General features: G+C 34.7%; 12 protein-coding genes. 2 read left to right on the forward strand and 10 right to left on the reverse strand.

The window, feature by feature from the left end; all coding sequences use genetic code 11:
* Positions 1-30 precede the first annotated feature (30 nt).
* Positions 31-924, forward strand: a complete 894-nt coding sequence (locus LKACC16343_RS06920) for an aldo/keto reductase (RefSeq protein ID WP_054643976.1) — start codon at positions 31-33, stop codon at positions 922-924.
* A 59-nt stretch (positions 925-983) separates the two neighbouring features.
* Here LKACC16343_RS06920 and LKACC16343_RS06925 read toward each other — a convergent pair whose 3' ends face one another.
* The 10 genes from LKACC16343_RS06925 to LKACC16343_RS06970 all read right to left on the reverse strand — a co-directional run bounded on the left by LKACC16343_RS06925 (position 984) and on the right by LKACC16343_RS06970 (position 10,936).
* Positions 984-1,559 (reverse strand): hypothetical protein, encoded by a 576-nt coding sequence (locus tag LKACC16343_RS06925; RefSeq protein ID WP_056954782.1) that lies wholly within the window; start codon positions 1,557-1,559, stop codon positions 984-986.
* A 19-nt stretch (positions 1,560-1,578) separates the two neighbouring features.
* The gene (gene dgoD, locus LKACC16343_RS06930) at positions 1,579-2,724 is read right to left on the reverse strand and encodes a galactonate dehydratase (RefSeq protein WP_056954784.1); all 1,146 of its coding nucleotides are present in this window, start codon (positions 2,722-2,724) and stop codon (positions 1,579-1,581) included.
* Positions 2,725-2,743: 19 nt separating this feature from the next.
* Positions 2,744-4,114, reverse strand: a complete 1,371-nt coding sequence (locus tag LKACC16343_RS06935; RefSeq protein WP_054643973.1) for a PTS galactitol transporter subunit IIC — start codon at positions 4,112-4,114, stop codon at positions 2,744-2,746.
* Between the two features lie 32 nt (positions 4,115-4,146).
* Positions 4,147-4,440, reverse strand: coding sequence for a PTS sugar transporter subunit IIB (locus LKACC16343_RS06940; RefSeq protein WP_054643972.1), 294 nt, complete (start codon positions 4,438-4,440; stop codon positions 4,147-4,149).
* 19 nt (positions 4,441-4,459) lie between these two features.
* Positions 4,460-4,936 carry a PTS sugar transporter subunit IIA gene (locus LKACC16343_RS06945; RefSeq protein ID WP_234032527.1) on the reverse strand — a complete coding sequence of 159 codons (477 nt, stop codon included), beginning with the start codon at positions 4,934-4,936 and terminating at the stop codon, positions 4,460-4,462.
* Complete coding sequence (locus LKACC16343_RS06950) at positions 4,933-5,571, reverse strand: bifunctional 4-hydroxy-2-oxoglutarate aldolase/2-dehydro-3-deoxy-phosphogluconate aldolase (RefSeq protein WP_056954785.1); 639 nt, start codon at positions 5,569-5,571, stop codon at positions 4,933-4,935. The genes LKACC16343_RS06945 and LKACC16343_RS06950 overlap by 4 nt, the downstream gene beginning before the upstream one ends.
* A 7-nt stretch (positions 5,572-5,578) precedes the next feature.
* Positions 5,579-7,606, reverse strand: coding sequence for a BglG family transcription antiterminator (locus tag LKACC16343_RS06955; RefSeq protein WP_056954787.1), 2,028 nt, complete (start codon positions 7,604-7,606; stop codon positions 5,579-5,581).
* Between the two features lie 236 nt (positions 7,607-7,842).
* On the reverse strand, positions 7,843-8,640 hold the full coding sequence (locus LKACC16343_RS06960) for an FAD:protein FMN transferase (RefSeq protein ID WP_056954789.1): 798 nt from the start codon (positions 8,638-8,640) through the stop codon (positions 7,843-7,845).
* 123 nt (positions 8,641-8,763) lie between these two features.
* Positions 8,764-9,540 carry an FAD:protein FMN transferase gene (locus LKACC16343_RS06965; protein ID WP_056954791.1) on the reverse strand — a complete coding sequence of 259 codons (777 nt, stop codon included), beginning with the start codon at positions 9,538-9,540 and terminating at the stop codon, positions 8,764-8,766.
* 103 nt (positions 9,541-9,643) lie between these two features.
* Positions 9,644-10,936, reverse strand: coding sequence for a nucleobase:cation symporter-2 family protein (locus tag LKACC16343_RS06970; RefSeq protein WP_056954793.1), 1,293 nt, complete (start codon positions 10,934-10,936; stop codon positions 9,644-9,646).
* 127 nt (positions 10,937-11,063) lie between these two features.
* Here LKACC16343_RS06970 and LKACC16343_RS06975 point away from each other — a divergent pair, with 127 nt between their 5' ends.
* Positions 11,064-12,500, forward strand: coding sequence for a C69 family dipeptidase (locus LKACC16343_RS06975; protein ID WP_056954795.1), 1,437 nt, complete (start codon positions 11,064-11,066; stop codon positions 12,498-12,500).
* Positions 12,501-12,595: the final 95 nt, after the last annotated feature.

Raw genomic sequence — 12,595 nt, forward strand, 5'->3', positions numbered from 1 at the left:
GTTAAAATTATACTTATAGGAGGTTAGAATATGAATTTAAAATTGGATTCTACTGTAACTTTGAATAATGGTGTTGAAATGCCCCAATTAGGTATGGGTGTTTGGAAAGTAAACAATACGGGTGCTTCTCAATCTGTACAATGGGCTTTGAAACACGGCTATAAAGCTATTGATACTGCAAAACAATACGGTAATGAAGCTGGTGTTGGTGAAGGATTACAAAAGGGCTTTGCAGATAATGGTCTCAAACGTGAAGATATCTTTTTAACAACAAAGATCTTTAATGGTGACCAAGGCTATCAATCAACACTCGACAACTTTGAAGGTCAATTAAAGAGATTACAAACAGACTATGTAGATCTTCTCTTGATTCACTGGCCAGTAGATGGCACATACTTGGACACATGGCGTGCGTTGGAAACAATCTACAAAGAAGGCAAAGCACGTGCTATTGGTGTTTCTAACTTCAATATTGAGAGATTAAAGGATATTCTTAAGAATTGTTCAATCAAACCTGCCGTTAACCAAATGGAATATCATCCCCTTTGCCAAGAAGTTGATATCAAGAACTTCTGTGACGAAAACAATATTCTACTTGAAGCATGGTCTCCACTTGGTGGTGGTTCTGTTCTAGGTGACGCCAGATTAAAGAAAATTGCTGACAAGTATAACAAGTCAGTTGCTCAAGTTATCCTTCGTTGGGACTTACAAAATGGTATTATTACTATTCCTAAGTCAGTTCACGAAGAAAGAATCGTTCAAAATTCAGATGTTTATGACTTTGAATTAAGCGATGCTGATATGAAAGAAATCAATGGCTTCGATAATGATAAGAGAAGTCTTTGGTACGGCGACTTCTTCTGGAGCGGTAACCCTGATGGTTATGTTGACTCTGTTGAAGAATGGGACGACTCTGAAAAGTAAATTTACTTAAATAAGCCAGAAAAAATCTATGATAGATTTTTTCTAGCTTATTTTTTTATTTAACTCTTTTTTCTAATAGCAACAAATTTATTTCTATTCGGTCTATTTCTAATCATTTCTAGTTGCTTAGACTCTAAACTTCTATGCTTTCTATTTTTGATAGTTAGTTGTCTTTGATACTCTTCTCCAGTCAATACCTTGACTGTTTTAGGAACGCGTTTACGAATAAAATGTCGAATTGATTCCTCATTATCCGTAAACATTAAAGAATAACTACCACCTTTTTTAGATGCAAATGTTACCATAGTGTCTTTTTTAACAGGTTCAACAATAATTTGATCATATCTACCATAATCAGAAGCCTTTGATAATGAACCGTAAGTAACGACCTTATCATTTCCAAGTCCTTGATTATAAAACGCAACACTAGCAAACAATACAGCAATTAAAACTACTTTTATGTTTGATTGCATGGAGTGTGACCAAAATAAAACGACGATTAATAATGCTGCTACGATTGCTATTAAGTATTTCAAATTTGATGACTTAGCTTTTATTTTAATTGATGCTTGCTGTTGAAACTCGAATACTAACAAGGCACCTATTAAAACTATCATTATGATAGATTCTCCCATTGTTGCTACCTCCTGTTAACTACCACTCGGCAATTGTACCATCATAGTTCTTCCAAGAAGGATTACTCCAAACCAAACCTTGTTGAGCTACATCCTTAATCATATCCTCATCCATTTCAATACCCAAACCTGGTTTCTTAGGTAGTTGAACATATGAATCCTTGTATTGGAAGATTTCTTTATTTTTAACAAAATCTAATAGATCAAAGCCTTGGTTATAATGGATACCCAGACTTTGTTCCTGAATGAACACATTTGGTGTACATGCATCAACTTGCAAAGTTGCAGCTAATGAAACTGGTCCATATGGTGCATGAGGTGCGCAGGCCATATCAAATGATTCCGCTTCAGCAGCAATCTTTCTGGTTTCTAAGATACCTCCACACATAGCTACATCTGGTTGAACAATATCAACTGCACCTTGTCTGAACAAATTCTTAAAGGCCCAACGAGTATAAAGTCTTTCACCGGTAGCCAATGGGATTGAAACTTCTCTAGCAATATCATCAAATGATTCCCAATTTTCGGGTAAAACAACTTCTTCCAAAAACATAGGGTGATATGGTTCCAATGCTTTTGCCAGAACTTTAGCCATCGGTCTATGAACACGTCCATGAAAATCAATTCCAATTTCAAGATCATCGCCAACTTCATCACGAATCGAAGCAACACGATCAACTACTGCTTGAACCTTTTTATAAGAATCAACATAGTGTAATTCTGAAGTTGCGTTCATTTTAATTGCAGTAAATCCTTTATCAACACGTTCTCTGGCTTGTTTGGCCACATCACTAGGACGATCTCCACCAATCCATGAATATACTCTAATCTTGTCTCTAACAGCTCCACCTAATAGTTCATAAACTGGAACATTCAATGCTTTTCCTTTAATATCCCATAAGGCCATCTCAATTCCTGAAATAATTGTTCCGTTAATAGGACCACCTCTAAAGAATGAACGATGTAACTCTTGCCAGATACGTTCAATTTCAAATGGATCACGTCCAATGATTTTCTTACCCATCTCTTCAGCACCGGCTACTACTGTTTCAGTTTTAGTTCCTGAAATCATTTCGCCCCATCCGGTAATACCTTCATCAGTTAGAATTTTAATAAAAATCCAACGTGGCTTTACTTTATAAATTTTAATATCAGAAATTTTCAAAATATCTACCCCTAATCTATTAATCAGTTACAGCATCCTGCATTTCCATATTCTTATTAACATGCTTTATACCATCAAAGAAGTACCATATTCCAGCGAAAGCAATGATTAATACTGGTATAGAAATAAGTGGATGCCATGTGAATGCAAAGTATACGATGAAACTTTGAATCATTGATGTGGCCGCAAATGAACTAATATATAGTGAATTTGCACCTAATTTAATACCAACAGACTTGGCAATTGCAGTTAATACTGGAGCAGTTGCAGTACCACACCATAGAAGTGAAGCTGTTACAACTAATCCAATAATAATATTCTTGATCAAATTACCATTTGTAAGTGCTACAACCAAAGCAACTCTAAATGGTACAACAGCTAAATCAGCAAATGGTAGAACTGAATTTCCTGGTAAAATCAAAGCCATTGCAATAGTCAATGGAATGATAATCAGAGCTGTGGTGATAACATCTTGATTACCAACAACAACGGCAGCATCCAAACCAATAAAGAGTTTTCTACCTTTAAATCTCTTTTCAGACCACTTTTGTGCGGCATCTGAAATTGGCATTAATCCTTCCATAAATAATGAAGTCATCTTTGGAATCAATACTAGGACAGCTGACATTGAAACACCTAATTGCATAACTTTCATTAGATCGTATCCAGCTAACCATCCAATGACCATACCGATAATCAGACCCATAATCATTGAATCTCCAAAGAATCCTAAATACTTTTGAGCATCCTTTATAGAAAACTTATTATTTCTCATGAAAGGAATTCTATCCAAAAGCCAATTCAAAGGCCAAGCAATAACTAGTGATGACAAAGCCGAAACTGTTGGCAAGGACACTCCTGGAATACCAAAGAACGATTCAACAATTGGCTGAGACCAGTCGGCTAATTTGAAAGTAATCAAGGCCATCAAAATTGATGAACCAATACCTAACCAAATATTTTTAGTAACGAAGTAAACCATAACTCCGACAATTGCCATATGATGATAATTCCAAATATCAACATCCAAGGTATGTGTCTTCTTTAAAATCAATAAAATAATATTTACTAAAAGAATTCCAAAAATCAAAATTGCAATAATTGGTGATGCCCATGTAACAGCGGCGATTGAACCCCATCCAACATCTAGTGCTGTTAAATGAACCCCAGTTCTATCTACCATTGCTTTAGCGGCAGGTCCAACATTTGTTGTCATAAAATCAAGAATCAATTTGATACCAGCGAAACCAATCCCAAGCGTCAATCCAGATTTAAATGAACGAGTAATCTTTAATCCAAATATAAGACCAATAATCGTGATAATTACTGGTAATAATACCGTCGGTCCAGCAGCAATCAACCAGTTAAAGACATCCATTATAATATGCATGTTTATTCACCCCCTGATAGTTAAATCGTAATTTAACCTTCTTTTTCTTTTATAATCTTATAAATTTCATTGAAAGTGTTGTCTGCCCCTATTCCGGTTAAAATTGGCATTCCTTTAACGTAAGGTACACCATGTGTTTTTCCATCAAATTCTCCTGTCGTTACTAATAAATCAAAACCCTCAACTTTACCGGGTACTTCCATTAACTTAGTTTGAGTAGTATCTACAGGCAAACCTTTGTCTTCCATGAAACTTCTGATTTTTGAAGCAACAACTGTTGATGTTGCGATTCCGTTTCCACAAGCTACTAATATACGTGCTGGCATAATATAATTCCTCCAAATATTAATTTAAAATTCCTAACAATGATGGTTCAATTAGATTCAATAATTCTTCTGATGTATTAGCATTCAAAATATCATTCCGTAATTTTTCATCCTGTATAATTCCAACAATTCTTTGTAGCATTTCTACTTGGCCATGTGGCTCCCCAATTGCAAGCATGATTACTATTTGAACAGGAATTGTTTTTTTTATGTCTTCCATATCATGAAATTCTACTGGCGTCTCTAAGGTACCAACCGCCACAGTTGTCTTATTAACTAAATTAAAATCCGCATGGGGAATCGCCACTGCCGGACTCTTTGATGGGAGGCCAGTTGGATACTCCATTTCTCTTTTTTTAATAGCATTTATATAATCCTTCTTCACGTAACCGCTTTCATAAAGCTGAGAAGAAAGTTGTTCAATAACATCAGTGCTATCATCCGCGGTCATATGTGGAAGAAATAATGCTTTATCTAAATCAATATCTACCTTCAAACGAGTGCTCCTCTTTTCTTAAAATCTTTTACAAATGTTGCTAAAGAATTGGCCAACCCTTCAACGTTTTCATTTCTAATATCTTCCTTATTAAATAGCTTTGATCCCATTCCTAAATAATCACAGCCATTGTCCAAGAATTCACCGGCATTTTCCAAAGAAACTCCTCCGACGGCCATCAAGGGTAGCTTACCTAAAGGAGCTTGAATTGCCTTAAAGTAATCAGGTCTTACCGTTGAAGCTGGAAAAATTTTTACAATATCTGCTCCTTTTTCGAACAACCCAGTTACTTCTGTAGGAGTCATTGCAGCGGGAACAGTCACTACTCCATGATCATGCGCATAATCAATCATTTCTTTAGTAAATGACTGAGGTCCTAGAAGAAACTTTGCACCTGCTTCAATGGCATTCTTAGTATCTTCTAAGTCCATAACTGTACCAGCACCGATTTGATATTTTTCACCAAATTTAAGATAGCCATCTCTGATAATATCAAGACAATGTTCAGTATTCATCGTAACTTCTATACCAAAGTCATTTTCGAACCCATCCATCGCTTCCATAATTGTCATGGCTTGTTCTTGAGTATACCCGCGCATGATAATTGTAAATTTTGGATAATTTCTTAGATCCATAAGTAACTCACTCCTTAATTCTTCTTTTTATTTCATTGATTACTTTATTTCTAGAATCAGCGTTAATTAATGTTTTCATTGCTTTAGCATTAGCAGCTATATTTGCCAATTGTTCTACTGCTTTAAAATGACTTGTTGTATCTCCAACAGCCAATGGAACAATAATATGAACGTCCGCGTTATTTGGAAACTTTATTGGCTCTTTACTAATCAAAAAACCAAATGCATTTCCATTAACACCCATATCCGGAGTCGTGTGAGGAATAGCCATGTTCTTACCAAAATAACTATAATTACTCATTGACGAACTCTCTTTAATAATTTGTTTGAGGAATTTATCTGTTACAATTCCTTTTTTCATAAGTGGTCTCGTTGCTAATTCCAATGCTTCAGTCCACAAAAGTTTCTGATCGGTAAAATTAATAAACTCTGGTTTTACATATGCTAATAGGTCTGGTAAATATTCTGTTTCCTTTACTTCATCGTCTTGTCCTCTTAATAGAAATAGTTGAATTTCTTTTCTCAATCGAACTTCATCATCTATTTGTCCATGTCGACTAATAATATTCATTAATCCATCTAACATTTCTTCTGAATTACCAAAACTAATATCTCTAAGCACTCGATATCGTAAATTCAAGGATTCATCGGTTGTCATAATCGGATGAATAATATATTGTCTTGCATCCGTCTTTAAATGCACGGTTGTAAACACTACATCAAAATCATTTTTAAACTTTTGAAATTCTCTAACAGAAGATGCTGAAACAAAACTTATTTCAGGAAACATTTCTCTCAATTTTTTAAACATCAATCTGGAAACAATTACTCCATTACTACAAACAACTGCAGCCCTTTTTTTCTCTTCTGGTTTCCAATTCTCAAGTTCAGATCCAAAGTAAAAGGATAATAATTCAATTTCATCTTTTGGCAAAGCCGAGTTTAATTTTTTTTCCAAAGGTTTTACAATTTGACGTACCGTATCAACAAACATCTGATGATTCTTAACATTTTTTACAGCTGACTTAATTCCTGAATCTTTCAAATGTAATCCGTATCTAATTCTTAAAATCATCGGTTGAATATGTGCAACCAACCTCTTTTCAAAATCCGATTTATTCTTTATTTCTACATAGGTTAAAGATTCAAACTGTTGCACCATATCATGAACCATTTTTAATAAATCAGAATTTTGGTATTGAATCTGTCCTTCTACAGTATTTGCTGAAATGAATAACAATAAAATCCATTTATAATCGTCTTTATTTGCTATCCATTTTTCAGGAATAACATTAGATATGAAATCATATTCGCTAGTATCACGAATATCTGTCTTAAAATACGATTCCTTTGAAACCTGACATGAACGATTTCTGGCTATCAATATCATTAGAGAATAAACTAATTGATTAAACGATTGATCTGAGTACGTAATATTCAAATGCTGTTCAATCTTATGCGTGTAATGAATTATGGAGCCTACTGAAATATCGGATATTTCCACAATCAATTCCATACCATCTTCGAAACGTAGAATTATTGCAACCAGCTCATTTATGATTTGTTTAATTTTCAATTCTGAACCATTTATTCTATAACCATCTTTTCGCGAATATATTAATTCCAAGTTGTACTTTTTAAGGTATCTTTTAGCATTTTTTAAATCTGACGTGGCCGTTGTCTTACTTACATTTAAAAACTCATATATATGAACTAATGAAACTATTTCTCCGCTAGTAAGAAGGTACAAGATAATTAGGTACATTCTTTGGTCTTCGTTAAAGTATCTATTTGTATCGGGAATATTCTGTATCTGTTTTTCTAAAAAGTTTTTTGATTCATTGGGAATAAAGAATTGTCCTGAATTAGATCTAGTAATCGAGGATAAATTATTTCTTTTCAATTCAATATTTATTTTTTTCAATGAATATGAAAGTTGTCTCGGTGTTAAATTTAATTTACGTTCCAGTTCAAAACTTTTACTAACCTGAAAATGAATTATTTGCTTTAATACAACTGTTTCCCTGTCATCCAATATTTCACCTCCGCTCCACGTCTATAGATTAGCCCAGAAAATAGCAAATTGGAATGCGCTTTCATTTCGACTTTTGTCTTACATTTTCTAAATGAGTATGCAAAATTGAACTTACCTTAAATAGTGAAAATTCATAATTTCAAAACAAATGCCATACCAGTAAGTTTTTCAGTACAAAAAAAAGGCCTCAATAATCTGAGTTTTCACATTCAGATTATTGAAGCCCTTTTTTAGATTTACTTATTTAATACTATTTCTTTATTATCAATAATCGAGCCTAAATTGAAGTTCAAAACATTGTCCTGTTTATCAACAGTAATTCCCGTCAAATTGTAATGTTTAATGAAGGACATGAACTCTTCCTTCTTAGATGAAGAACCAACTAAAGCCCAAATACTAGCCTCAATCAAGCTACTTCTGATAACAGTTGTCTGATGATTATCAGCTTGATTCATTTTATAAGTGTTACCCAAAAATTCATCATTTTCGAAAGTTGAAATAGCACCATTCTTCAAATAATAAGTCGTCAAATCTTTTTCAGCGTTGGGAATATTAATCTCCCAGCGAAAATCAGAATTCTGTTTGGTAGCAAATTTAATATTTCGATCACCACTCAAGTAAACTCCTACTACTTCAGGATTTTTCAAAAGTGGTTTAAGTACTTCATCGAAGACTTGCTCAATTGCCCAGTTCTTAACTATTACTGAAGGATCAAATTTTCCAGCAAAATACGGTTTATAGATTCCGTTAGTCATTTGTTCGGACAATATAGCGGTGTTATAAATTTGTTTAAAGTCGTTGGAAGACGTTAAAGGTTTCTGATCTCCACGTTGAAATTTGGATACTAAAGAGTCATATCTAAAGGCAGAAAATTGACGGTCAATTTCTTGAAGACGTTCATCGATTCTTTCAGTCGTCACTTTTAAAAGTTCCATAACGGTAGCATTCGTTGTTAGTGTTGCTAATTTAATTAAAAAATTCATATTCATTTGATTGATTGTTTTAGTGTTTAAATAATACTTTTCATTTTTCATTTGGTGTACCTCGGTTTCTAATTCTTAATACACCTTAAAGTATATCGGTCGAATTTGAATTATTTATGACCAAAATTAGAATAAAATGGCAAAAAAATAAGATGTATAACGTCGTTACACATCTCACCTCAAAGCTACTTTGTCAGTAAACCCATCGCGAAAGTTTTCCATACCAAGATTTTTGTCAACAATCATCCCAGTTAAATGGTATCTTTCGATGAATTCAGGAAATTTATTAGTACCTGCTGAGATTCCAGCTGATGACCAGATCTTAGCATCTAATGCATTATTAGTTACAATCGTTACTTGTTCAACATTGCTAGTTTCTTTTCTTAAACTATGAACTTCATTTGAAGTTGAAACTGCTCCATTTTGCAAAAAGTAAGTTGCCAACAAGATATCCAGGTTATTGGGATCTTTGATAGCAATGCGCCAGTTGAAATCAATATCAGGTCGACTAGCCAAACGAACGTCTTCACCACATCTCAATGACACTCCATCAATATTGTCCACGCCAAGTAACTTAATCAAATATTGGTTGAACAATTGATCAATGATCCAACCATTTAACAAGCCTACCGGATCATATTTACCATTATAGTAGGAGCTAAAGTAATGTTGTGTCATCTGCTCGGCTGTAATCGTCTGTTCATAGACTTCTCTAAAGGTTTCCGAAATCATCAGTGCTGCTTCATCGCCATCTTGAAATCTGCTTAAAAAGGAATTCTTATTCTCTACCGAAAACAGTTCATCATACTTTTTAACCTGAGTGTCCACTTGTTTAACAATTTGATCCAAAATATCTTGGTCAAAAGTTTCTTCTTTCGGTACTGCCAGCTTAATTTCCAACGGCATATCAAATTTATTTAAAACGGTACTTATGTATTTATATTCAGTCATATTTATCACTCCTTTGCGTAAAAAAATACGTATGCTCATCTAATTTATCGATAAGTATACGTACTAAATGTGATGAAAATATGACCAAAGTTTGTGAAAAATTTTAAGCTTCTTTTTTATTAGAATTCAAAAGTAAATTCAAAATAATTGCTGAAAAACTTCCGACAACTAAACCATTATTTAAAATAGTTTGTAGTGTTGATGGTAAGAAATGAAGTAAGGTTGGTTGAACCGTTACTCCAAGTCCCAAACTGATTGAAACAGCCATAATCATAATATTATTATTATTCATTTCAACTTTAGATAACATCTTGATACCCTCAATACCAACGGTACCGAACATAATCAACATTGCGCCACCTAAAACAGCATTGGGAATCAACTCAGCTACCGCCCCAACCTTAGGGATCAAGCCTAAGATGATCAATAGAAAAGCTGAGAAGTAAACTGGTTTATTTTTCTTGATTCCTGATAATTGAACAACCGCAACATTTTGTGAGAAAGTCGAGTATGGGAAGGTATTAAAAATACCACCAAGAATAGCTGCTAACCCTTCAGATGCGTATCCACGTTGCAAATCATTCTCATCCAAATCACGTTTTGTCAATTCAGCCAAGGCGTAGTAAACACCAGTTGATTCGATCATACATGTTAAAGCTGCCAAGAGCATAACAAGAATTGATGACCATTCAAACTTAGGTGTTGCAAAGTAAAATGGACGTGGGATTTGGAACCAGTGTGCTGAGCCAACACTTGCAAAACCTATCTGACCCATACCAATTCCCATTAAGTATCCAGCCACAATACCGATTAAAACCGCAATTTGTTGAATAAAACCACGACCCCAAATACTTACGACAACGATAATCAATGCTGTTGAAAATCCTAGAATCAAGTTAGTTGAGTTACCGAAACCCTTAGCAGTAGCGTCGCCACCACCAATATTTTGGAAAGCTACTGGTATCAAAGTAAACCCAATCAAAGTTATTAGAGAACCAGTAACAACTGGTGGAAAGAATCTCTTTAATTTGGCAAATACTTTCGAAATTAACATGATAAAAATACCAGCCACGATAATAGCGCCATACATATAGGCTATTCCAAAGTGATGTCCTATATTTTGTAACGGTGTTACATATTCGACCGCCGATCCTAAAACAACCGGTAATCCAATCCCAGTCAAAGGTGTTCGTTTAATTTGTAACAGTGTGGCTACCCCACACATAAAAATATCTACTGAGATTAAGTATGTCATTTCCTTAGCGCTGAAGCCCAAAGATGCACCGATCAAGATCGGTATCAAGATATCTCCTGAGTACATGGCTAGTAAATGTTGAAATCCTAATAGCAGATTCTTAAAAAAAGAATCGCTCTTATCATTCATATTAAGATCCATTATTGCCCCTCCTATATTTAGAAAATTATAACATCTTTTCTGAAAGTTATTAAAGGCGAAGTTTGGATTAATTGAACATTATCTATGATAGAATGAAAGCAGTATAAAATAGGAGGAATTCTAAGAGATGAATAAAAATCATTTAGATGACGCTTGTACAACTATCTTAGTTGGTAAAAACACCAGTATCGACGGTTCAACAATGATCGCCAGAAATGACGATACATTTTTTGCCGTTGCCCCACACAGTTTCGTATTAAACCCTGCTGTTAAAGGTGAAAAAGGTCGCAAAGTTAAATCATGGTTAAATGGCTTCGAGTCTGAAGTTCCCGAAAATGGTTACAAATGGCCTGCAGTTCCTAACGTTGACTACAAGAAATTCGGTTACTATGACGAAAGTGGTATCAATGGTAAGAACGTTGCTATGTCAGCTACTGAAAGTACTTACGGTAACGAACGTGCTTTAGCTTTTGACCCATTAGTTAAAGATGGTATGGACGAAGACGTTATTGTTCGTATGGTTCTTCCTTATGTTGATTCAGCTAAAGGTGCCGTTCAACGCACTGGTGATCTTATCAAGAAATTTGGTTCACCAGCTGGTAACTCACTTCTATTCAGTGATAAAGACGATGTTTGGTACATGGAAATCGTTACAGGTCATCACTGGGTAGCTCAAAGAATCCCTGATGACAGTTATGCTGTTTGTGCTAACCGTGTTTCTATCCAACAAGTTGATTTCGATAACTCTGATGAATTCATGTGGTCAGAAGGAATCCAAGAATTTGTTGAAAAGAATCATTTGAACACAGACAAGACTGGTTTTAACTTCAGACATATCTTTGGTACAGATAATCTTAAAGATCGTCACTACAACACACCACGTGTATGGTTCGGTCAAAAATACTTCAATCCTGAGATCCAACAAGATCCAGAAGATGGTGAATTACCATTCATCATGAAGACAGATCACAAGATCACTGTTGATGATATTGAATATGTTCTTGGTTCACACTACAACGAAACACCATATGATCCATATAGCCCATATGCTTCAGAAGATGACAAACATCGTTACCGTCCAATCGGTTTGAACAGAACACAAAACTCACACGTTCTTCAAATCAGAAATGACGTTCCTGAAGAATTCGCTGCTATCATGTGGTTATGTATCGGATTCCCAACATTCACACCATACATTCCATTCTACACAAACATGAATGAAACAGACGATTCATATAACGACGCTTCACTCAAGTTTAACTTCAAGGATGCATACTGGATGTATAACGCTCTATCTGTTCTTGTTGAATCAAACTACAGTGAATTCATCCAAGACGACATCGACTACTTAACAGATATTCGTCAACAATTACGTGCCTCAGTTGCTGAAACTGATAAGCTTGCAGCTAACTACTCAGGTGACGAATTAGTTGAATTCTTAACTGATAGAAACCAAAAGGTTGTTAAGGAAATGAGAGACAAGACACATGACTTCTTTGGTGAACTTTATACAAAGGGTATTAATCTTTCAAAACTCACATTCAACATGGATGCTAACCTATAAAACCAAATAATAATCTCTCTGACTCTTGATGAGTTGGAGAGATTTTTTGTTATGACTTTATCCCTTACTCTACTCTTGCGTTCAAACCGGATTTG

Origin of the sequence: Companilactobacillus bobalius (genome assembly GCF_002179915.1) — a bacterium.
In the GTDB taxonomy this organism is placed as follows: domain Bacteria; phylum Bacillota; class Bacilli; order Lactobacillales; family Lactobacillaceae; genus Companilactobacillus; species Companilactobacillus bobalius.

Excerpts from the sequence above, each read along its gene's own strand:
- LKACC16343_RS06960 (WP_056954789.1), bottom strand. The coding sequence starts at position 8,640 with ATGAAAAATGAAAAGTATTATTTAAACACTAAAACAATCAATCAAATG.
- LKACC16343_RS06970 (WP_056954793.1), bottom strand. The coding sequence starts at position 10,936 with ATGGATCTTAATATGAATGATAAGAGCGATTCTTTTTTTAAGAATCTG.
- LKACC16343_RS06965 (WP_056954791.1), bottom strand. The coding sequence starts at position 9,540 with ATGACTGAATATAAATACATAAGTACCGTTTTAAATAAATTTGATATG.
- LKACC16343_RS06925 (WP_056954782.1), bottom strand. The coding sequence starts at position 1,559 with ATGGGAGAATCTATCATAATGATAGTTTTAATAGGTGCCTTGTTAGTA.
- LKACC16343_RS06940 (WP_054643972.1), bottom strand. The coding sequence starts at position 4,440 with ATGCCAGCACGTATATTAGTAGCTTGTGGAAACGGAATCGCAACATCA.
- LKACC16343_RS06975 (WP_056954795.1), top strand. The coding sequence starts at position 11,064 with ATGAATAAAAATCATTTAGATGACGCTTGTACAACTATCTTAGTTGGT.
- LKACC16343_RS06920 (WP_054643976.1), top strand. The coding sequence starts at position 31 with ATGAATTTAAAATTGGATTCTACTGTAACTTTGAATAATGGTGTTGAA.
- LKACC16343_RS06950 (WP_056954785.1), bottom strand. The coding sequence starts at position 5,571 with ATGGATCTAAGAAATTATCCAAAATTTACAATTATCATGCGCGGGTAT.
- LKACC16343_RS06935 (WP_054643973.1), bottom strand. The coding sequence starts at position 4,114 with ATGCATATTATAATGGATGTCTTTAACTGGTTGATTGCTGCTGGACCG.